General features: G+C 70.8%; 20 protein-coding genes. 11 read left to right on the forward strand and 9 right to left on the reverse strand.

Annotation, left to right across the window (positions count from 1 at the left end; all coding sequences use genetic code 11):
• Positions 1-102: 102 nt before the first annotated feature.
• Positions 103-1503: a class II fumarate hydratase gene (gene fumC, locus NYE39_RS09795; RefSeq protein ID WP_072625830.1), complete on the reverse strand. Its 1401-nt coding sequence runs from the start codon at positions 1501-1503 to the stop codon at positions 103-105.
• 97 nt (positions 1504-1600) lie between these two features.
• On the opposite strand from fumC, the gene NYE39_RS09800 reads away from it, so the two are divergent.
• Positions 1601-1810, forward strand: coding sequence for a hypothetical protein (locus NYE39_RS09800; protein ID WP_341012544.1), 210 nt, complete (start codon positions 1601-1603; stop codon positions 1808-1810).
• A 10-nt stretch (positions 1811-1820) separates the two neighbouring features.
• Here NYE39_RS09800 and NYE39_RS09805 read toward each other — a convergent pair whose 3' ends face one another.
• Entirely contained in the window at positions 1821-2396 is a 576-nt protein-coding gene (locus NYE39_RS09805) for an LOG family protein (protein WP_205703073.1), read from the reverse strand.
• Between the two features lie 207 nt (positions 2397-2603).
• On the opposite strand from NYE39_RS09805, the gene NYE39_RS09810 reads away from it, so the two are divergent.
• The gene (locus tag NYE39_RS09810) at positions 2604-3908 is read left to right on the forward strand and encodes a spinster family MFS transporter (protein ID WP_341012545.1); all 1305 of its coding nucleotides are present in this window, start codon (positions 2604-2606) and stop codon (positions 3906-3908) included.
• Here NYE39_RS09810 and NYE39_RS09815 read toward each other — a convergent pair.
• Positions 3892-4491, reverse strand: a complete 600-nt coding sequence (locus NYE39_RS09815; RefSeq protein ID WP_205703074.1) for a TetR/AcrR family transcriptional regulator — start codon at positions 4489-4491, stop codon at positions 3892-3894. The genes NYE39_RS09810 and NYE39_RS09815 overlap by 17 nt on opposite strands.
• Before the next feature lie 89 nt (positions 4492-4580).
• Between NYE39_RS09815 and NYE39_RS09820 the strand changes: the two genes are divergently transcribed.
• The gene (locus NYE39_RS09820) at positions 4581-5762 is read left to right on the forward strand and encodes a sterol desaturase family protein (RefSeq protein WP_185221068.1); all 1182 of its coding nucleotides are present in this window, start codon (positions 4581-4583) and stop codon (positions 5760-5762) included.
• 54 nt (positions 5763-5816) lie between these two features.
• On the opposite strand, the gene NYE39_RS09825 is transcribed toward NYE39_RS09820, so the two are convergent.
• From NYE39_RS09825 to NYE39_RS09845, 5 genes are all read right to left on the reverse strand, one after another.
• On the reverse strand, positions 5817-6572 hold the full coding sequence (locus NYE39_RS09825) for an iron ABC transporter ATP-binding protein (RefSeq protein WP_185221069.1): 756 nt from the start codon (positions 6570-6572) through the stop codon (positions 5817-5819).
• Entirely contained in the window at positions 6569-7636 is a 1068-nt protein-coding gene (locus NYE39_RS09830) for an iron chelate uptake ABC transporter family permease subunit (protein WP_205703075.1), read from the reverse strand. The genes NYE39_RS09825 and NYE39_RS09830 overlap by 4 nt, the downstream gene beginning before the upstream one ends.
• Entirely contained in the window at positions 7629-8612 is a 984-nt protein-coding gene (locus NYE39_RS09835; RefSeq protein WP_072625835.1) for an ABC transporter permease, read from the reverse strand. Before NYE39_RS09835 ends, NYE39_RS09830 begins: the two co-directional genes overlap by 8 nt.
• A complete protein-coding gene (locus NYE39_RS09840; protein ID WP_185221070.1) occupies positions 8609-9580 on the reverse strand; it encodes a siderophore ABC transporter substrate-binding protein in 972 nt (323 codons plus the stop codon). The genes NYE39_RS09835 and NYE39_RS09840 overlap by 4 nt, the downstream gene beginning before the upstream one ends.
• Before the next feature lie 172 nt (positions 9581-9752).
• A complete protein-coding gene (locus tag NYE39_RS09845; protein WP_341012547.1) occupies positions 9753-10586 on the reverse strand; it encodes a maleylpyruvate isomerase N-terminal domain-containing protein in 834 nt (277 codons plus the stop codon).
• A gap of 69 nt (positions 10587-10655) precedes the next feature.
• On the opposite strand from NYE39_RS09845, the gene NYE39_RS09850 reads away from it, so the two are divergent.
• From NYE39_RS09850 to NYE39_RS09865, 4 genes are all read left to right on the forward strand, one after another.
• Positions 10656-11444 carry a PIG-L deacetylase family protein gene (locus NYE39_RS09850; RefSeq protein WP_341012548.1) on the forward strand — a complete coding sequence of 263 codons (789 nt, stop codon included), beginning with the start codon at positions 10656-10658 and terminating at the stop codon, positions 11442-11444.
• A 36-nt stretch (positions 11445-11480) separates the two neighbouring features.
• The gene (locus tag NYE39_RS09855) at positions 11481-11915 is read left to right on the forward strand and encodes a hypothetical protein (protein ID WP_192911072.1); all 435 of its coding nucleotides are present in this window, start codon (positions 11481-11483) and stop codon (positions 11913-11915) included.
• Positions 11916-12001: 86 nt separating this feature from the next.
• Entirely contained in the window at positions 12002-12184 is a 183-nt protein-coding gene (locus NYE39_RS09860; RefSeq protein ID WP_072625838.1) for a hypothetical protein, read from the forward strand.
• 75 nt (positions 12185-12259) lie between these two features.
• A complete protein-coding gene (locus tag NYE39_RS09865) occupies positions 12260-12784 on the forward strand; it encodes a ferritin (RefSeq protein WP_072625839.1) in 525 nt (174 codons plus the stop codon).
• A gap of 16 nt (positions 12785-12800) precedes the next feature.
• Here the strand turns inward: NYE39_RS09865 and NYE39_RS09870 are convergent, their stop codons facing one another.
• Positions 12801-13454 carry an HAD-IA family hydrolase gene (locus NYE39_RS09870; RefSeq protein ID WP_341012549.1) on the reverse strand — a complete coding sequence of 218 codons (654 nt, stop codon included), beginning with the start codon at positions 13452-13454 and terminating at the stop codon, positions 12801-12803.
• A 185-nt stretch (positions 13455-13639) separates the two neighbouring features.
• Between NYE39_RS09870 and NYE39_RS09875 the strand changes: the two genes are divergently transcribed.
• The 4 genes from NYE39_RS09875 (at position 13640) to nrfD (ending at position 21511) form a co-directional block, all read left to right on the forward strand.
• Complete coding sequence (locus NYE39_RS09875; protein ID WP_341012550.1) at positions 13640-15199, forward strand: SDR family NAD(P)-dependent oxidoreductase; 1560 nt, start codon at positions 13640-13642, stop codon at positions 15197-15199.
• A 719-nt stretch (positions 15200-15918) separates the two neighbouring features.
• Positions 15919-19242 carry a formate dehydrogenase gene (gene fdh, locus NYE39_RS09880; RefSeq protein ID WP_341012551.1) on the forward strand — a complete coding sequence of 1108 codons (3324 nt, stop codon included), beginning with the start codon at positions 15919-15921 and terminating at the stop codon, positions 19240-19242.
• Positions 19242-20348, forward strand: a complete 1107-nt coding sequence (locus NYE39_RS09885) for a 4Fe-4S dicluster domain-containing protein (RefSeq protein ID WP_341012552.1) — start codon at positions 19242-19244, stop codon at positions 20346-20348. Before fdh ends, NYE39_RS09885 begins: the two co-directional genes overlap by 1 nt.
• Positions 20345-21511, forward strand: a complete 1167-nt coding sequence (nrfD, locus tag NYE39_RS09890; RefSeq protein WP_341012553.1) for an NrfD/PsrC family molybdoenzyme membrane anchor subunit — start codon at positions 20345-20347, stop codon at positions 21509-21511. The genes NYE39_RS09885 and nrfD overlap by 4 nt, the downstream gene beginning before the upstream one ends.
• The last annotated feature ends 18 nt before the right edge of the window (positions 21512-21529 follow it).

A 21529-nucleotide genomic window follows, 5' to 3' on the forward strand; every position in this document is an offset into this window, starting at 1 on the left:
CGCTGCTCAACAAGAGAAACCTCCCCTTCGCAAGGGTTTGAAACCCTTGCGAAGGGGAGGTTTCTCGGGTGACCCGGAAATCCCGGGGCGGGTGAGGCGTCGTCAGGCGCTCGGGTGCGTCATGTCGGCCGGGACGACCCAGGCGTCGAAGTCCTCGCCGGAGATGTCACCAGAGGCGACGGCGGCCTCGCGCAGGCTCGTGCCCTCCTTGTGCGCCTTCTTGGCGATGGCCGCGGCCTTGTCGTAGCCGATGTGGCGGTTGAGCGCGGTGACGAGCATGAGGTTGCGCGAGAGGTTCTCGTCGATCTTCTCGCGGACCGGCTCGATGCCGACGGCGCAGTTGGTGTCGAACGAGACACAGGCGTCGGAGATCAGGCGGATCGACTCGATGACCGCGTGCGCCATGACCGGCTTGTAGACGTTGAGCTGGAAGTTGCCCTGGCTGCCGGCGAAGCCGACCGTCGCGTCGTTGCCGAAGACCCGGGTGGCGACCATCGTCATCGCCTCGGCCTGGGTGGGGTTGACCTTGCCCGGCATGATCGACGAGCCCGGCTCGTTTTCGGGGATCGCCAGCTCGCCGATGCCGTTGCGGGGGCCGGAGGCGTACCAGCGCACGTCGTTGGCGATCTTCATCAGGGCGCCGGCGAGGGTGCGAAGGGAGCCGCTCACCTCGACGAGCGCGTCGTGCGCCGAGAGGCTGGCGAAGAGGTTGGGGGCCTGGACGAAGTCGTAGCCGGCCTCGTCGCTGATCTTGGCCGCGCAGAGCTTGCCGAAGTCGGGGTGGGCGTTGAGGCCCGTGCCGACCGCGGTGCCACCGATGGCCAGCTCGCGGGCGCGCTCGTCGGCGTGCTTGACCGCGTCCAGGGCGAAGTCGATCTGGGCGACCCAGCCGCCGATGACCTGACCGAGGGTCACCGGGGTGGCGTCCTGCAGGTGGGTGCGGCCGACCATGACGATGTCGGCGAACTCCTTGGCCTTGGCGGCCAGGGTCTCGCGCAGCTGCGTGACGGACGGGTAGAGACGCTCGTTGAGGTCGAGGACGATCGCGATGTGCATCGCCGTGGGGAAGGTGTCGTTGCTCGACTGGCCGCGATTGACGTGGTCGTTGGGGTGGACCGGGGTCTTGGAGCCCATCTCGCCGCCGGCGATCTCGATGCCGCGGTTGGAGATGACCTCGTTGGAGTTCATGTTGGACTGCGTGCCCGAGCCGGTCTGGAAGACGACGAGCGGGAAGTGCTCGTCGAGGTCGCCCGCGATGACCTCGTCGGCCGCCTGCGCCACGAGGTCGGCGACGTCCTGCGGCAGCTCGCCGAGCTCGGCGTTGGCCAGGGCGGCGGACTTCTTGAGGATGCCGAGGGCGCGGATCATCGAGCGGCCCCAGACGAAGGTGTCGCGACCGATGTCGAAGTTGCCGAGCGAGCGCTGCGTCTGCGCGCCCCAGTACTTGTCCGCGGCCACCTCGATGGTGCCCATGCTGTCCTTCTCCGCACGCGTCTGAGTCATGGGGACAACGCTACTCGGCGGCGGACGACGGCCCGCGCAATACCCCGGAAACATGAGCGCAGCAGTCGGGAAATCCTTGCGGCGCACCATCTCTCGCATGCAGCGCCACACAAGCACCGTCCGTCGCCTGACCGCCCCCGAGCTCACCCGCCCCGCGCAGGGTCCGCGCATCGTCGCCTACCGGTGCGGTGTGCACGAGACCTTCCGGATCCTGTGGCCGGAGGTGGACGCACCCCTGGCCCACCCGTGCCCCGAGTGCGCGGGATCCTCCCTTCGCCTCATCGGGATCCGCCCCGACGCCGCCTGACGAAGGGGGGTCAGGTCACCGGCCGCAGCATCCGGGTGCCGGTGCCGCGCGCCTCGAGGCCGGCGAGCGCGGCATCGAGGTCGGGCGCGACGACGACGTCGTCGAGGCTCGCCTGCGACATGAAGCCGGCCTGCGAGATGCCGCGAAGGGAGTCGAGCAGCGGGGTCCAGAAGCCGTCGGCGTCGAGGAAGCCGACCGGCTTGTCGAGCAGGCCGATCTGCCGCCAGGTCCACACCTCGAAGACCTCCTCGAGCGTGCCCATGCCGCCGGGCAGCGCGAGGAAGGCGCTCGTCAGGTCGGCCATGAGCGCCTTGCGCTCGTGCATCGTCTCGACGACGTGCACCTCGGTGAGGTCGTCGCGGCCCCACTCCCGCTCGATCATGAAGGTGGGGATGACGCCGATGACCTCACCACCTGCGTCGAGCGCACCCTGGGCCACGGCGCCCATGAGGCCACCGCCGCCCGCGCCGTAGACCAGACCGATATCCCGGCGGGCCAGCTCGGCCCCGACGTCGTGCGCGAGGTCCACCCAGCGAGGGTCGGTGCCGGGGGTCGAGCCGCAGAAGACGGTGAGGCGCTTGATCACGGCTCGACGATATGTGGTCGCCGGGTCTCGAGGCTCGTCGCAGAGCTCCTCGCACCTCGACCAACGGTGGCTGAGGAGCGACGAAGGAGCCTCGAAGCCAGGCGCGACCTCGCACCTCGACCAACGGTGGCTGAGGAGCGACGAAGGAGCCTCGAAGCCAGGCGCGACCTCGCACCTCGACCAGCGAATTCCCGACAGACTGTGGGCATGCCGCAGCCACTGACGCGCGGGCAGCGCGGGTACCTCCTCGCGAGCCTGACCCTCGCCAATGTCGTCAACTTCTACGACCGGACGATCCCGGCCGTCATCGTCGAGCCGCTCAAGGAGGAGTTCGGCCTCACCGACACGATGGTCGGCGTGCTCGGCGGGTCCTTCACCGTCGTCTACGCCATCGCCGGCGTGCTCCTCGGTCGGCTCGCCGACCGGGTCCCGCGTCGCTACGTCATGGCGGCCGGACTCGTCGTGTGGAGCCTCTTCACCGGGGCGAGCGGTCTCGTGCAGGGCTTCCTCTTCCTCTTCCTCTTCCGCCTGGGCGTCGGCATCGGCGAGGCGAGCTACGGCCCGGCGTCCAATGCGCTGATCTGCGACGTCTACGAGCCGAAGCGCCGCAGCCGCGCCATCAGCATCGTCTCCCTCGGGATCCCCGTGGGGCTGCTCCTCGCCTTCCTCACCGTCGGCGTGCTCGTCGAGGCCACGGGGACGTGGCGGGCCCCCTTCGTCATCGCGGCCGTGCCCGGCCTGCTCCTCGCGATCGCCGTCCTCTTTGTCAAGGAACCACCCCGCGGCGCCACCGACACCGTCGAGCTGCACGCGCAGGAGCAGGAGCGGCACCCCTATCGCGCCGTGCTGCGGATCCGCACGATCACCTGGCTCATGGTCGCCGGCATCGGGCTGCAGATCCCGACCTACGGCGTCGCGACCTTCGTCGTGCCACTGCTCCAGCGCTACTTCGGCCTGTCGATCGGGCCGGCGTCGATCGGCGCCGGGGCGATCCTCGGGCTCGCCGGCATCGTCGGCCTGCTCCTCGGGGGGCGTCTGGCCGACCGCGCCTCCGACCGGCACCCGTCAGGCCGGCTCGTCGTCGCGGCAGCCGGTTTCGCCGCCGCGATCCCCCTGACCCTCGCCGCGCTGCTGCTCGGCCCCGGCCGTGCCGTCGCCTTCGTCGCGCTCTTCGCCATCGGCTGGACGGGCACCCAGTTCCTCTCCGCCGCAGCGTCGCCCGCGATCGCCGACGTCACGCCACCGCAGCTGCGGGCCACGGCGATCGCGGTCTACTTCGCGTCCTTCAACCTCGTCGGCGCGACGATCGGCCCGATCCTCGTCGGCGCCCTCTCGGACGGCCTCGCCACACCGGTCGACGGCCTGGCCGCCGATGCCGTCGGCCTGCACCGCGCGCTCCTCACGGTGATCCCCATCGGGCTGGCGATCGCCGTCCTCGGTGCGTGGCGGGCCAGCCGCGCGCTCCCCCACGACCGCGATGCCATGACGAAGGGGGTCACCCCCGCAGCGTGACCACGGCCAGCAGGCGGGTGAGCCGTTGCGCCATCTGCTCCGCGGTGTGGTCATCGTGCTCCTGCCACCACGCGACCGCGGCCTCGACGATCGACTCCCAGATGTGGTCGAGCAGGTCGTGGTCGAGCGGGTCGGCGAGCCCGGCCGCCTCGAGGACGTCTCGGGTGCCGACGGTCCCCATCGAGTGCAGCTGTGCGCGGTAGCCCTGTGCCAGCTCGGCAGCCGCCGACCCCTCGGGCAGGGTCTCGTCCTTGACGAGCGCCCACGCATAGCGGTGCTCGGCCATCGCCGAGAAGATCGCGGTGAAGGTGTCGAGGGCGCGCTCACCGGGATCGGTCGCCGTCTGGGCCTGGGCGATCGTGGCGACGAGGCGCGGTCCGACCTCCTCGAGGCAGGCCTGCGCGAGGTCGGCCTTGGACCCGAAGACGTTGTGCACCATGGCCTTCGAGACACCGGCGCGCGCGGCGACGTCGGCCATCGAGGCGCAGGCATAGCCCTGGCTTCCCAGCTCCTCGACCGCCTCGTGCACGAGCTGCTGCCTGCGCTCGGCGCGGGCCACGCCCTTCGTCCCGATGCCACTCACGGATGCCTCCTCTGTGATCCGGCACATCTTGTCAGGCACGACAACTGACTCTATGGTCAGTTGAGCTCGTCCTCGGCAAAGGAGCCCCCATGGCACGCCCTGACCTGACCGTCCTCGCGATCCCTGCCTTCGTGGGCGCCATGGGTGTGGAGTACTGGTGGATGCACCACAAGCGCCCGGCCGCACCCGACGAGGACCGGCCAGGGGACTACGAGCTCAACGACACCTTCGCCAGCCTGAGCATGGGGATCGGCAGTCTCATCGCCCCCTTCGTCACCGGGCCGCTCGTGCGTCGTCTGGCGCCCGGGACCACGCGGGCGGGCACCGCGCTCATGGCCGTCGGCGCCGCGGCGGCCGTCGTGACGACCGTCGGAGACGTGCTGCGCCAGCGGCGCGCCCACGGGGGCGAGCTGCCCGAGGCCGGCACCCTCCCCTCGGACGCCCCGCAGCCGACGACCGTCCGCTCGCGCGTCGACGCCCTCGGCCTGCTCACCTCGGGCTCCGCCGTCGCCGCCGTCGGCTCGACCGCGGTCGCCGCGGCCTCGGTGTGGGCGCTACAGACCTCCGCGACGCGGCTCGCCGCGATCAGTCCCTTCCGCCAGCGCACGGGGGCCGTCCCCTACCTGCTCGCCATCGCCGGCTGGGACTTCATCTACTACTGGAACCACCGCACGGCCCACGAGTCGCGGTGGCTGTGGGCGGTGCACGTGGTCCACCACAGCAGCGAGCGCTACAACCTGTCGACGGCGCTGCGGCAGCCGGTCGCCGACGGCTTCACCCTGTCGGCGCCCTATGGGGTGCTCGCGCTGCTCGGGATCCCGCCACGCTACATCGAGGACGCACGGGCGCTCAACCTCATCTACCAGTTCTGGATCCACACCGAGGCCGTGCGCTCCATCGGCTGGCTGGAGAAGGTGCTCAACACCCCGAGCCACCACCGCGCCCACCACGGCAGCCAGCGCCAGTACCTCGACATCAACCACGGCTCGATCCTCATCCTGTGGGACAAGCTCTTCGGCACCTTCGAGCCGGAGGTCGAGCGGGTGCGCTACGGCCTGACCCGCAACATCGACAGCTTCAACCTCGGCACGATCGCCACCCACGAGTGGCGCGACATCGCCAAGGACATCGCGACGGCGCCGACCTGGTCGGACCGCTTCGGCTTCCTCCTGCGCGGCCCCGGGTGGGCCTACGAGCGAAGGGAGCAGCTCGCCCCGCCGTCGGACGCTCCGGTCGCCGCCGAGCGCGTCTCGGAGCCGGTCGCGGGCTGAGTGGGCGGATCGGGTGTCGAGGCTCGCTGGCGCTCGCCCCTCCACCGACGGCGGTCAGTAGTACACGGCGAGCGGCCCGTTGGGTCCGTCGATCACCTGCACCTCGGTGTCGAAGACCCGGGTGAGCACCTCGTCGGTCATGATCTGCCCTGGGGTCCCGAACTCGACGACCTGGCCGTCCTTGACCGCGCAGATCCGGTCAGCGTAGTGCCCGGCGAAGTTGATGTCGTGGAGCACGACGATGACCGTGCGCCCGAGCTCTGCGGCGGCCCGGTGCAGGTGGCGCATCATGTGCACGGAGTGCTGCATGTCGAGGTTGTTCAGCGGCTCGTCGAGCAGGACGTAGTCGGTGTCCTGGGCGAGCACCATGGCGACGTAGGCCCGCTGCCGCTGCCCCCCGGAGAGCTGGTCGAGATAGCGGCCCTCGAGGGCGGTGAGGTCGAGGAAGTCGATCGACCGGGAGATGACCTCCTCGTCGGCGACCGTGAGGCGTCCCTGCGAGTACGGGAAGCGCCCGAAGCCGACGAGCTGGCGCACGGTGAGCCGAGTGATGAAGTGGTTTTCCTGCCGCAGGATCGAGACGATCTTCGCCAGGTCCTTGGACTTGGTGCTGGCGACGTCGTAGCCCGCGATCTCGATGGCACCCTCGTCGATGTCGAGGAGCCGTCCGATCATCGTCAGCAGCGTCGACTTGCCGGCCCCGTTGGGCCCGACGAGTGCCGTGACACCGCCGGCCGGGATCTCGAGGTCGACCGGCCCGATCGTCACCTCGTCGCCGTAGCTCTTGCCGACGTCGGTCAGGGTGATCACAGGCGCCCCTTCTTGAGGATGACGAGGAGGAAGACCGAGCCGCCCACGAGCTCGATGATGATCGACACCACACCCTGGGCGTAGAAGACGTGCTTCATCACGACGTAGGCGCCGCAGAGCACGACGAAGCCGATGAGCGCGGCGACGGGGAAGATCCGGCGGTGGTCGTAGGTGTCGGCGGCCTGGTAGGCGAGGGTCGCGACGAGGAAGCCGAGGAAGGTCATCGGCCCGACGAGCGCGGTCGAGACGGCCATGAGGACCGAGACGAGGAAGAGCGTGCCCATGAGCTCACGCCGGTGGTCGAGCCCAAGGTTGGTCGCGGCATCGCGGCCGAGCGCGACGACATCGAGCCGTCGGGCGCGCCACCACAGCAGGGCGGCCGCGGCGAGGCACAGCGGGATCGCGATGGGGAAGTACATCGGGTCGGCGTTGGTCATGGAGCCGAACATCCGTGCGGTGAGCACGTCGAACTCGCTCGGCGTGAGCATCCGCCGCATGAAGGAGGAGACCGACGCGAGCCCACCGCCGATGACGATGCCGATGAGCAGCATGATCTGCACATTGGCGTAGCGCCCGGACAGCAGCCACCCGTAGAGCGCCAGCGAGAGCCCGACCATGAGCGCGATCTGCAGGACGAACTGCGGCAGCCCGGTGAGCATGCCGAGCCCGGACACGCCGAGGAAGTACACGGCCGCGGTCTGCACGGCGACGTAGAGCGACTCGAAGCCCATGATCGACGGCGTGATGATCCGGTTGTTGGTCACCGTCTGGAAGCTCACCGTCGCCATCGCCTGGCAGACCGCGACGACCGCCATCGCGACGAGCGAGCTGCCCCGCATCTGCGCGACGAGCCAGAACCCCTCGCTGCCGACCGGCATCGGGTTGTCCACCGCGAGGTGGGCGAACCCCAGGCCGACGGCCAGCACGAGCAGGCCGACGAGCACGACCCGGTAGCGCCGGCGGGAGCGGGCGGTGGGAAGGGGGCCGGACTCGCGTGCTCCGCCGGACGCCACTGGGGCGGTGACCGGCGGGGTGGTGCGCGGCTGCGCGGGTGCCTCAGCCACGACGACGCTGCCGCAGGAGGAGGGCGATGAAGACGACTGCGCCGACGACGCCGAGGATGAGCGAGACGGGCACCTCGAAGGGGGCGATGATCGTGCGCCCGACGAGGTCGCAGACGGTGACGATGGCGATGCCGAGCAGGCAGACCCACGGCAGGTTGCTGCGCAGGTCGTCGCCGCGCCACATCGAGATGATGTTGGGGACGATGAGCCCGAGGAAGGGCAGGTTGCCCACGACGACCGTGACGACCCCGGTCGCGACGGCGACGAGGACCGTGCCGATGAGGACGACCTGGTTGTAGTTGAGCCCGACATTCGTCGAGATCTCCTCGCCGAGGCCGGCGACGGTGAAGCGGTCCGCGACGACGAAGATCGCGATCGCGACGAGGGCGACGATCCACAGCACCTCGTACTGGCCGCGCAGGACCGAGGTGAAGCTACCGGCGAACCAGATCCCGAGGTTCTGCAGCATGTCGGTCTGCAGCGCGATGAAGGTCGAGACGGACCCGACGACGGCGCCGAGCATGATCCCCACGATCGGGACGATGAGCGAGGACCGGAGGGTCACCCTTCGCAGGAAGAGGAAGAAGACCATCGTGCCGATGAAGGCCGCGATGATCGCCCCGATCATCCGCTCGAGGAGGCTGGCCCCGGGGAAGAGGATCATCACGGCGAGCAGGCCCAGGCCCGCCCACTCGGTCGTGCCGGTCGTCGTCGGCTCGACGAAGCGGTTCTGCGTCAGCAGCTGCATGACCAGGCCCGACATCGCCATCGCGGCGCCGGCGAGGACGAGGGCGACGGTCCGCGGGATGCGGGTGATGGCGAACATCTCGCCGCCCCGGTCGCCGTCGAAGATGTCGTACACCCCGGTGAGCAGCGACACGACGAGGAGCCCGCCCACGGCGAGGATGCCGAGGACGAGCTTCGCGTCGAGGAGGCGCCCCTTGGAGGCGACGCGTTCAGCCGTGGTCGTGCTCAGCTCTGCTCCTCCAGCGCATCAGCGAAGGCCGAGAAGATCTCGGTGTAGGTCTGGATGCCCTCGTTGGTGTAAGTGTCCGCAGGGGCGAAGACGACCTGCCCCTCCTTGACCGCGGTGACGTCCTGGAGCGCCTCGGAGTCCTCGATGAGCTGCTTGGCGGGCGTGTAGCCCTCCTCGTCGGCGGCGACGGCCGCGTCACGGTCGAGGACGAGGATCCAGTCGGGGTCGGCCTTGGCGATCGCCTCGACGGACACCTCGTCACCCTGGTGGTCGTCGCTCGCACCCTCGACCTCGAGGGCCGGCTCGAGATCGAAGAGGTCGAAGACCGGGCCGAAGGTCTGGCCGACGGTCGGCGCGATGTAGCCGAGCTCTCCGCCGGAGGTGTTGATCGCCATGACCGTGTCGCCGGGCTCGTAAGCCTGCTTCACGCGGGCGACCTGCGCGTCGAGGTCCTCGCCGAGGGTCTTGGCCTCGTCCTGCTTGCCGAAGACCTCGCCGAGCACCTCGGTCTGCCGCTTGAGCTCGGTGTCGAGCGGCTCGCCCTCGCGCGGGTCGAGGTTGAGGAAGGCTGCGTCAGGGGCGAGCTCCTTGAGCTTGTCCTCGTGCTGGGTGAAGCGCTGGCCGTTGATGACGAGGTCGGGCTTCGCGGCGACGATGGCCTCGAGGTCGGGCTCGCGGTGGGTGCCGAGGTCGACGAGATCCTTGTCCTTGGTGTAGGAGATCGTCTCGGGCATGAGGCTCACCGCGGCGGCGGAGAGCTCGACGTCCCAATCGGCGAGGGTCTCGAAGGTCCGGTTGTCGGTTGCCACGACCGAGGTGGGCTCCTGCGGGACCTGCTGCGTGCCGTTGTTGTCCTCGACCTCGATGGTCGGGCCGGCGGCGGAGTCGGAGTCGGACGATCCGCCGCAGGCGGACAGGGCGAGGGCGAGACCGCTGACGATGGCCAGCGGGCGGGTACGGCTGAGCACGATGGAGTCCTTTGCGAAGGGAGGGACCGCGCCGGGTGGGCACCTCGCCGCGGGTTGCCTAAGGCTAGCCTCACCAACCTTGGTCACCGCAAGCGGGTCCCGTCCTGCGGAACGGCGGGCCGGCCCCCTTTGCCCTCGCCGGACGGCGGAGCCGGTGCAGCCAACCCGGGAATCAGTCGATCGGTTGGCCGAGCACGCCGAGCAGCCGGTCGAGCAGAGCCTCGTCCCCCTCCATCTCGACCGGGTGGGCCGGCCCGCGGTGCCACAGCCACAGGTCGAGAGCCGCGGCGCCGGCGGTGATCGTCACGTCGGCCTCGGCATGCCCGTGGACGGAGCGGTCGAGCACCTGCAGCTCGGTCTGGTCGATCTCGTCACCGGTGCGCGGGTTGCGGCCAGTCACCCGGCCGAGGCCGACGAGGACGCGGTGGCCGGTGTCGGCCGCGTGGACGAGGACCCGCGACCCATCGTGCTCCCAGCCGGCCCAGCCGGGGAGGTTGCCGTGCATCCACTCGAGGCACTCGAGCACGCCGTCGCTCGCGAGCTGCGAGTCGAGCGGTGTGACCGCCCCGACGGTCAGCTCGGCGTCGACGCGGTGGATCAGCGCCTCGTGCGCCTGACGCCGGACGGTGAAGCCGACCGTGTGCAGCGTCGGGTCACCGATCCACGACCACGCGGCGTCGACCGGGTCGGCATTGCGCAGGCCGAGCATGAGCTGCTCGTGGGCGTGGTCGAGGTGCCGGATCAGACCGGCCCGCTCGGCGGGCCGCTCCGGCTCCTCGTAGACCTCCGGCACCTCGGGCCGGCGGGCGATGACCCAGGCCCAGAAGTCCTGCACCTCTCCCCCGAGGTGCCACAGCAGGTCGTCGGCGCTCCAGTCGGGGCAGGTCGGCACCCGCAGCCCCGGGTCGGCGTCGGCGAGGCACTCGCGGAAGCGGCGGGTCTCGCGCTCGATCGCGGCGAGGTAGGTGTCCACGGGGAGCCCTGCGGCCGGGGGGTGAGGGGTCATGGGTGGAGACTTCCCCCCTTCGCCCGCCTCGGCAATCGAGTTGTCGGTGCGCCGGTGCACGATGTCCTCGTGACGACCACCGTCTTCTTCCACGCCCATCCCGACGACGAGGCCAGCGGGACCTCCGGGTCGATGGCCCTCACCGCCCGCGCCGGCGGCCGGGTGGTCGTCGTCTACGCGACCGGCGGCGAGCACGGGACCGTCCCCGACGACCTGGGCGAAGGGAGGAGCCTCGCCGACCACCGTCGGCAGGAGGCCGAGGCCTCGGCTGCCGTCACGGGCACCGCCCGCGTCGCCTGGCTCGGCTACGTCGACTCCGGCATGACCGGCTGGGAGCACAACGCCTGGGACGGGTCCTTCCACGGTGCCGAGCTCGACGAGGCCGCCGGCCGCCTCGCCGCGATCCTCGACGAGGAGGACGCCGACATCCTCGTCGGCTACGACTGGCACGGCGGCTACGGCCACCCCGACCACGTCAAGGTGCACCACGTCGCCCACCGCGCCGCCGAGCTGGCGGCCCGCCGCCCACGCGTCCTCGAGAACACGATGAACCGCGACCGCATGCGCGAGCAGATCGAGCAGGCGAAGGCCGCGGGCATCGACCCCGGCTTCTCCCCCGACGACCCGATGGACGACGGCAACCCGATGGGCCTGCCGCAGAGCGAGATCCACCACGCCGTGGACGTCACCGAGGTCATCGACGTCAAGCGCGCGGCCCTCGCCTGCCACGCCTCGCAGGGTGACGTGCAGGAGATGCTGCAGATGCCGCGCGAGATCTTCGCCGCGGCCTTCGGCGTCGAGCACTACGCCGAGCCGGGCCGCCCCGAGGGGATGGTCAGCGCGCTCCCCTTCGTCTGAGCGGGCACCATGGAGAGACCGGGAGGTGTTGTCGTGATGACTGGTCGTGGACTCGTCGGCCCGCCACGCGCGGGCCGGGCGCTGGCCGGCGCCGCCCTCCTCCTCACACTGGGGGCCTGCGCGCAGGACCCGACCGACCCCGCATCGTCCACCCCGACCTCGAACCCGACCACGGAGACCTCGATGACGAGCACGACGCCCCCTTCGGACCGGCAGGCTGCGGCGGCCGCAGACCTGGCGAAGCGTCTGGCCATCGACCCTGCCGACGTCGAGCTGGTGTCACAGGACGTGGTGACCTGGCGCGACAGCAGCCTCGGCTGCCCGGAGCCAGGGCGGGTCTACGGCCAGACCCTCGTCGAGGGACACCGGATCGTGCTGCGAGCGCAGGGCCGCGAGTACACGTACCACTCGGGCGGGAGCACGGCGCCCTTCCTCTGCGAGGACCCGCAGGAGCCCGCCGCCACCTCCTAGCCCCGGGCGAAGGGGGATCCGCCGCCGGTTCCCGAGGAGCGAACGGAGGGTAGGCGAGCCTCACCTGCATGGCCTAGCGTGCCGCCATGGGCAAGAAGGTCAAGATCGGGAAGATCAAGGTCAAGGAGAAGTGCTGCGTCAGCAAGAAGCGCTGCAGCTCCTGCCCGATCCGCCTGCTCAAGGAGGGTCGCCTGCCCGACGGCTATGCGGTCCACAAGCGCCGGCTCGTCACCGCCAAGGCCAAGGACAAGCTGCGCAAGGCCGCCTGACCCGCCCGCAGACGGTCACGAAGGGTCGGCTGTCCTTGCTGGCGACGGCCCCGACGGGCCGCCTATTTTTCGGGCATGACCGCCTCGCCCTTCGCCGCCCAGCTCACCACCCAGATCGGTGAGGAGTTCGCCGCCCACCAGCAGTACCTGGCCGTCGCGGCCCACTACGAGTCGCTGACCCTGCCCCAGCTCGCGGGATTCTTCTACCGGCAGGCGGCCGAGGAGAGCGGCCACGCCAAGATGATGATCCAGTACCTGCTCGACACCGACCAGCCGGTGCACCTGTCGGCGATCGCCGCGCCGGTCAGCGCCTTCGAGGGGATCGTCCCGCCGGTCGAACTGGCCGTTGAGCAGGAGAAGCGGGTCACCGAGCAGATCCACGCCCTGACGCGGACGGCCCGCGAGGACAACGACTTCGCGGCCGAGCAGTTCATGCAGTGGTTCATCAAGGAGCAGGTCGAGGAGGTCGCCACGATGCAGGACCTGCTCGCCGTGGTCCGCCGCAGCGAGGACGACCTCAACGCCATCGAGGCCTACGTCGAGCGTGACCTCGCCGCTGCCGGACCCGACGCAGCCGCTCCCAAGCAGGCCGGCGCCTGATGCCCCTTCGCCCCGGTCAGGGCTGACGGGGGTGCACCCGCACCCGGCCGTCGACCACCTCGAAGACCACGTCGGCGAGCGATGACACGACGAGGTCGGCATCGCCGAGCTCGTCGGGGGTGCTCGTCGTCGTCACCGCGAGCACCGAGCAGCCCGCGGCCCGGGCGGCCGCCACCCCGCTCGGGGCGTCCTCGCAGACCAGGCAGTCCGTCGGGTCGACGCCGAGCCGCTGGGCGGCGAGGAGGAAGGGGTCGGGGTGGGGCTTGCCCCGCTCGACGTCGTCGAAGGTCACGACCTGCGCGATGCCGATGCCCGCTGCCGCCAGCCGGACCCGGGCCAGCTCATGCGTGGCCGAGGTGACGACCGCGGCGGGTGCGTCGCCGATCGCCGCGATGGCGTCGAGCACGCCGGGCAGGGCGACGACGTCCTCGACGTCGTCGACCTCGAGCTGCTCGATCCGCGCGAAGGCCTGCTGCGGGTCCAGGTGCGGCGCGACCGACGCGATGATCGCCGGTGCCGGCATCCCGTGGTGGCCGACGAGCGTCCGCGGGTCGATGTCGTGCTCCTGCGCCCAAGTCACCCACGAGCGGGTGACCGAACCCGTCGAGTCGACGAGGGTGCCGTCGTTGTCGAAGAGGACGGCGGCGAAGGTGCGATCGCCCAGGCTCATGCCCCGACCATAGGGCGCGTCACCCTCGTCCCCGCTCCGCCTCCGGATGAAGGGAGACGCCCGCGCCCGCCGAAGTCCTTCGTTGTCGCTTGGTCACGTTGTCGTTCTCGACTTCGGCTTGATGTGCGCAGGCATCCCCCTTCGGCCTGCGGTGGCCAGTCCCGGGCGACGTATCCTCGGGGCTCGTGAGCGAACTCCCCGACCCGTCCGGCACCGAAGGTGTCGACCCCGAGGACCTGGCGACCACCCTTCGGGTCCTCGGGATGCTCCATGAGCTGCCGGCCGGCCACGAGGACATCGCGACGGTCAAGCGGGCCGCGGGCACGATGTACAACCGGGTCAAGAAGGCCCGCCGCCGCGAGGCCCGACAGGCCGAGCGCGGGCCCAAGGTGGCACACGACCAGGCGATCCTCGACCAGACCGCGACCGGGTCGCCGATGCGCATCGACGACGAGACGAAGGGGATCCCCCTCGCCGCGTCGAGCGAGAGCCGGTTCGTCGGCGAGCTGCAGATCCCCCGCGGCTGCTACATCTGCCACGCCGACTACACGCTCGTCGACGCCTTCTACCACTGGCTGTGCCCGGACTGCGCGGCGATGAGCCACGCGCGGCGCGACCAGGGCACCGACCTGCGCGGGCGCCGGGCGCTGCTCACCGGCGGCCGGGCGAAGATCGGCATGTACATCGCGCTGCGGCTGCTGCGCGACGGCGCCGACCTGACGATCACCACCCGCTTCCCCCGTGACGCCGCGCGGCGCTTCGCCGAGCTCGCCGACTCGCCCGAGTGGATCGACCGGCTGACGATCGTCGGCATCGACCTGCGCGACCCGACCCAGGTCGTCGCGCTCACCGACGAGGTGGCGTCCGCCGGGCCGCTCGACATCCTCGTCAACAACGCCTGCCAGACGGTGCGGCGCTCCCCGGGCGCTTACAGCCAGCTCGTCGACGGCGAGTCGCGGCCCCTCGAGATCGACGGGCCGACGCCGACGATGATCTCCTTCGACCGGGTGAGCGAGGCGCACCCCGCGGCGCTGGTCAGCTCGCTCGGCGAGCACCCGGTGCCGCACGCGGACGCCGCGGCCGTGCGGTCGGCCGCCGACCTCACGGACGCCGCGGCCGTGCGGTCGGCCGCCGACCTCACCCGCCTCGCCCTCACCGCCGGCAGCGCCAGCCTCGAGGCACACCTTGCCGGCACAGCCGTCGACGCCGGAGGACTGCTGCCCGACGTCGTGACGACCAACTCGTGGAAGCAGACCGTCGACGAGGTCGACCCGCTCGAGCTGCTCGAGGTGCAGATGTGCAACTCGGTCGCGCCCTTCCTCCTCGTATCGCGGCTGCGGCCGGTCATGCGGGCCGCGGTCGAGCGACACCGCGAGGTCGTCGGGGACCGCGCCCGCGCCTACGTCGTCAACGTCTCGGCGATGGAGGGCCAGTTCTCGCGCCGCTACAAGGGCGCCGGCCACCCGCACACCAACATGGCCAAGGCCGCGCTCAACATGCTCACCCGCACCTCGTCGGGCGAGATGTTCGAGACCGACCGGATCCTCATGACGGCCGTCGACACCGGCTGGATCACCGACGAGCGCCCGCACCACGAAAAGCTCGACATCGCCGCCCAGGGCTGGCACGCCCCGCTCGACCTCGTCGACGGCGCCGCCCGCGTCTACGACCCGATCGTGCGCGGCGAGCGCGGCGAGGACCTCTACGGCGTCTTCCTGAAGAACTTCGAGCCCTACGCCTGGTAAGCGGGTCTCGAGGCTCGTCGCAGAACTCCTCACACCTCGACCCACGGGGGCAGCTGGCAGCGGAGCGGACGGCGAGGGTTGGCGTGGCGTCACGCCGAAGTCGAGAACGACAAGAGGACCACACGACGACGAAGGACTTCGGCAGCGCGCCAACCTTCCTCGCCGGGAGCGGCCCTTCGGTGGGCGCAGCCGTCTCCCTTCGTCCGGAGGCGGGGTCTCGAGGCTCGTCGCAGAGCTCCTCACACCTCGACCAACGTGCGGGGAGCCCCGGGGTCTCGAGGCTCGTCGCAGAGCTCCTCACACCTCGACCAACGTGCGGGGAGCCCCGGGTTTCGAGGCTCGTCACAGAGCTCCTCACACCTCGACCAACGTGCGGGGAGCCCGGGGTCTCGAGGCTCGTCACAGAGCTCCTCACACCTCGACCAACGTGTGGGACGCCCCGGGTTTCGAGGCTCGTCGCAGAGCTCCTCACACCTCGACCAACGTGGGGGAAGCCCGGGGTCTCGAGGCTCGTCGCAGAGCTCCTCACACCTCGACCAACGTGGGGGAAGCCCGGGGTCTCGAGGCTCGTCGCAGAACTCCTCACACCTCGACCAACGTGTGGGGAGCCCCGGGTCTCGAGGCGCCCACGCGGAACGTGGGACCCAGACCACCGGCGACAGGCCGAGGGGGGGATACGGTGATCCTGAGCACGTCTTCTCGCGTAGGGAGTGGCAGGGATGGCACCGAAGGACTCGACCTTCCTCGGCTGGCCCGTGCTGCGGCAGCTGGCCTCGGGCGACTTCCTGGGGCGCGGCAACGCCGTCACCTCGCGCCGCACCCGTGAGACCGAGCCGCGTACCTCGAGCGCCGACCGGGTCGTGCAGAGTGTCTGCCCGTACTGCGCCGTCGGCTGCGGCCAGCGGGTCTTCGTCAAGGACGAGCAGGTCGTCCAGATCGAGGGCGACCCGGACTCCCCGGTGAGCCGAGGGCGTCTGTGCCCCAAGGGCGCTGCGAGCGAGCAGCTGGTCAACTCGCCGACCCGGCAGACGCACGTGCTCTACCGCGCGCCGGGGGCCACGGACTTCGAGCGGATCGAGCTCGACCGGGCCATCGACATGGTCGCCGACCGCTTCCTCGCCTCGCGCCGCGCGAAGTGGCAGGACCACGACGAGCACGGCCGCCCCCTTCGGCGCACGATGGGCATCGCCTCGCTCGGGGGAGCCACCCTCGACAACGAGGAGAACTACCTGATCAAGAAGCTCTTCACGGCGGCCGGCGCGATCCAGATCGAGAACCAGGCGCGTATTTGACACTCCGCCACGGTTCCCAGTCTGGGAGCCTCCTTCGGGCGCGGCGGCGCCACCCAGTCCCTGCAGGACATGGCCAACGCAGACTGCATCATCATCCAGGGCTCCAACATGGCCGAGTGCCACCCGGTGGGCTTCCAGTGGGTCTCCGAGGCCAAGGCGCGGGGTGCGCGGATCATCCACATCGACCCGCGCTTCACCCGCACCTCCGCGATCGCTGACACGCACGTCGCGATCCGGGCGGGCAGCGACGTCGTACTGCTCGGGGCGCTCATCAAGCACGTCATCGACAACGACCTCTTCTTCCGTGACTACGTCGTCGCGTACACCAACGCGGCGACACTCGTCAGCGAGGACTTCGTCGACACCGAGGACCTGGACGGCGTCTTCTCCGGCTACGACGAGCAGTCCGGCACCTATGACATGAGCTCGTGGGCCTATGCCGAGCGCGAGGACGGCGAAGGGAGTCCCTCGGGTGACGACGAGGTCGGCGGCCCGAGCGGTGACCACGAGGACGGAGCGCACAAGAGGGCCCGCGCCGCGGGCGACCAGCACGGCGCCGCGGGTCCGGCCCTCGAGCACGCCCGGGTGATTCGCGACGAATCGCTGCAGCACCCGCGGTCGGTCTTCCAGGTGCTCAAGCGGCACTACGCGCGCTACACGCCCGAGATGGTCGAGGAGGTGTGCGGCATCCCGCAGTGGCAGTTCCGCGAGATCGCCGACGCTCTGACGAGCAACTCCGGGCGCGAGCGCACGACCTGCTTCGCCTACGCCCTGGGCTGGACCCAGCACAGCCTCGGCGCGCAGTTCATCCGCACCGCGGCGATCCTCCAGCTGCTCATGGGCAATGTCGGCCGACCGGGCAGCGGCATCATGGCGCTGCGCGGGCACGCGAGCATCCAGGGATCGACCGACATCCCGACGCTCTTCAACCTCCTGCCCGGCTACCTGCCGATGCCGGTGGCCGGCCAGCACGACACCCTCGAGCAGTACCTCGCGACGATCTCCTCGCCGCTGCAGAAGGGCTTCTGGACCGAGGCGCCGGCCTACACCGCGAGCCTGATGAAGGCCTGGTTCGGCGACGCGGCGACCGAGGACAACGACTTCTGCTTCGACTACCTGCCGCGCCTGACGGGTGCCCACGGCACCTACCAGACGGTGATGTCGATGCTCGAGGACGAGGTCGAGGGCTACTTCGTGCTCGGGCAGAACCCTGCGGTCGGCTCGGCCCACGGCAAGATGCAGCGGCTGGCGATGACGCACCTCAAGTGGGTCGTCGTCCGCGACTTCCAGCTCATCGAGTCGGCGACCTTCTGGAAGGACTCCCCCGAGATCGCCAGCGGCGAGCTCAAGACCGAGGACATCGACACCGAGGTCTTCTTCTTCCCCGCGGCCAACCACGTGGAGAAGTCGGGCACCTTCACCCAGACCCAGCGGATGCTCCAGTGGCGCCACCAAGCCGTGCAGCCGCCGAACGACGCGCAGAGCGAGCTCGAGTTCTTCCACGAGCTCGGCGTGCGCATCCGCGAGCGCCTCGCGGACTCGACCGACGAGCGTGACCGCCCGCTGCTCGACCTGACCTGGGACTACCCCAAGGACGCGCACGGCGAGACCGACGCCGAGGCGGTCCTGCGGGAGATCAACGGCTACCACGTGAGCGGTGAGAAGGCCGGGCAGCTGCTCGACAAGTTCGCCGACATGAAGGCCGACGGCTCGACCTCGGGCGGCTGCTGGATCTACACCGGCGTCTACGCCGGCGGGGTCAACAGGTCGGCCAACCGCGTGCCCGGCAAGGAGCAGGACGAGACCGCCGCGGAGTGGGGCTGGGCCTGGCCGATGAACCGGCGCATCCTCTACAACCGCGCCTCCGCCGACCCGCAGGGGCGGCCGTGGAGCGAGCGCAAGAAGTACGTCTGGTGGGACGAGGAGGCGAAGAAGTGGACGGGCAAGGACGTCCCCGACTTCCCCGTGGACCGCGACCCGTCCTTCCGGCCCGACCCCGACGTCGGCGGCCCGGCGGCCATCGCCGGCGACGACCCCTTCATCATGCAGGCGGACGGCAAGGGCTGGCTCTTCGCGCCCAAGGGCATGGTGGACGGTCCGCTCCCTTCGCACTACGAGGCGCAGGAGTCGCCCGTCGCCAACCCGGTCTACGGGCAGCAGCGCAACCCGGCCCGGCTCGTCTACCCGCGCAAGGACAACCTGTGGAGCCCGTCCGGCGACGAGCCGGGGTCGGACGTCTACCCCTTCGTCTTCACGACCTACCGGCTCACCGAGCACCACACGGCCGGTGGCATGAGCCGCTGGCTGCCCTACCTGTCGGAGCTGCAGCCGGAGATGTTCTGCGAGGTCTCCCCCGAGCTCGCCGAGCAACAGGGCCTGGTCAACGGCGAGTGGGCGACGCTCATCTCGGCGCGCAGCGCCATCGAGGCGCGGGTACTCGTCACCGAGCGGATGACCCCGCTGACGATCAAGGGCCGCACGATCCACCAGATCGGCCTGCCCTACCACTGGGGCGTCGGCCGCGATGCCGTCGTCGAGGGCGACGGGGCCAACGACCTGCTCGGCGTGGTGCTCGACCCCAACGTCCAGATCCAGGAGTCCAAGGTCGGCTCCTGCGACATCCGCCCCGGTCGCCGGCCGCGGGGCGAGGAGCTGCTGCGCCTCGTCGCGGAGTACCAGTCCCGCTCGGGCACCACCGTCGAGACGGGCAACACCCACCGCGACGAACCCCACGACGAAGGGAGACCGTGATGGGCTACCTCGCCCGCCAGCTCTCCGGGGCCACCGACCCCGCCCGCGACGCCGGGTGGCAGGAGGCGCCCGAGCGCAAGGGATTCTTCACCGACACCTCGATCTGCATCGGCTGCAAGGCCTGCGAGGTCGCGTGCAAGGAGTGGAACGGCATCCCCCTCGACGGCCTCGCCATCACCGGCAACAGCTACGACAACACCGGTGACCTCGGCGCGAGCACGTGGCGGCACGTCGCCTTCGTCGAGCAGAGCCGCGAGCGCATCGAGGCCGCCCGCGAGTCCGGGCAGCGGCTCGCGGACCTGGGGATGCCGGCCGTCGGTGAGCCGACCTCCCCGGTGGTTGAGGAGCGAGCGCCAGCGAGCCTCGAAACCACGGCCCCTCCCCCCGCCGGCTACGGCACCCTCCCCGCACCCATCGAGGGGCACGGCCCGGCGCTGACCGACATGCTCGCGGAGAAGGCCGCGGCCGAGGGCGGTCAGGCGATGGCCGGAGCGGTGCCGGACTTTCGCTGGTTGATGTCCTCCGACGTCTGCAAGCACTGCACCCACGCCGGCTGCCTCGATGTGTGCCCGACGGGTGCGCTCTTCCGCAGCGAGCACGGCACGGTCGTCGTCCAGGCCGACATCTGCAACGGCTGCGGCTACTGCGTCGGCGCGTGCCCCTTCGGCGTCATCGAGCGGCGCACCGACGCGAGCGTCTCGGTGCGCGCCGACGACCACGTGCCCAACGTCGGTGTCGCGCAGAAGTGCACGCTCTGCTACGACCGTCTCTCCCACGACCAGACACCCGCGTGCGCGCAGACCTGCCCGACGACGTCGATCAAGTTCGGCACCCACGACGACATGGTCGCGACGGCGAAGGCACGCGTGGCGCAGCTGCACGAGCAGGGCTTCACCGAGGCGCGCCTCTACGGGGCCAACGAGCACGACGGCGTCGGCGGCACCGGCTCGGTCTTCCTCCTGCTCGACGAGCCCGAGGTCTACGGCCTGCCGCCGGACCCCGAGGCCCCGACCAAGCGGCTGCCCGAGATGTTCCGCGCGGCGGGTGTCGCGGGGCTCGGCCTGCTCGGCGCGGTGGCGATCTCCTTCGTCGGGAGCCGGACGTGACGACCTCTCCCTTCGACAGCTACCGACCCCCCGAGGAGGGTGGCCGCAGACGCCGCCGTGACCGCGCGTCCCTTCGAGGCGCCCACGCGGAACGTGGGACCCACTCCGTCGCAGCTCAGGGACCGAGGAGGGCCGGCACCGCCCGCAGCTGGCTCACCCGCGAGGGCGGCGGCCGACGCGAGGCGCCCGCGGTGCCGGACGCGGAGTTCAGCAGCTATTACGGCCAGGCGATCGTCAAGCCGGTGCCGTGGGACCACAAGATCTCGGCTTATCTCTTCGTCGGCGGCATCGCCGGAGTCTCGGGCATCGTCCAGGCGGGCGCGGCGGCCACGGGCAACTCCGTGCTGCAACGCAACTCGCGCCTGACGGCGATGGCCGCCGTAGGCCTCAGCGGCATCGCACTCGTCGCCGACCTCGGCCGGCCCGAGCGATTCCTCAACATGATGCGCACGGTCAAACTCACCTCGCCGATGTCGGTCGGCACGTGGATCCTGTCCGCCTACGCGGGCTTCGCCGGGATCACCACGGGGGCCGAGGTGCTGCGCCTGCTGCCCGCCCGAGGTCCGGTCACCGCACTCATCCGCGTCACCGACGCCGTCGGCACGCCCTCGACCATCGGCCAGGCGGCCTTCGGCGCGCCGCTCGCGGCCTACACGGCGGTGCTGCTCGCCGACACCGCGCACCCGGTGTGGCACGAGAGCCGGCGGGAGCTCCCCTTCGTCTTCGTCGGCTCGGCCGCGCTGGCCGCCGGCGGCGTGCAGATGGTGCTCACGCCCACGGCCCTCGCCGGGCCGGTGCGACGACTGGCGCTGCTCGGTGTCGGCACCGAGCTGCTCGCGATGCACCGCCTCGAGGAGCACCTCACCGACCTGGGTATCGACGAGCCGGTGCGCACGGGCACCGCGGGCGGCCGCCTGCGCCTGGCCCGCGCCCTCGCCATCGGTGGCGGTCTCGGCACCCTACTCGCCGGTCGCAGCCGGATCGTCGCGGTCGCCTCGGGCGCCGCCCTCGCCGCCGCCTCGGCACTGACCCGCATGGGCATGGTCGAGGCGGGCATCGAGTCCGCCAAGGACCCGCGCTACACCGTCCGGGTGCAGCGCGACCGCCTCGAGCGTCGTCGCCGACACGGTGTCGTCGACGACGGGATCACCACCGCCGGCTGACGCGACGACGCACGAACA

The sequence above is a fragment of the Janibacter sp. FSL W8-0316 genome (genome assembly GCF_038004165.1).
GTDB classification, from domain to species: domain Bacteria; phylum Actinomycetota; class Actinomycetes; order Actinomycetales; family Dermatophilaceae; genus Janibacter; species Janibacter indicus.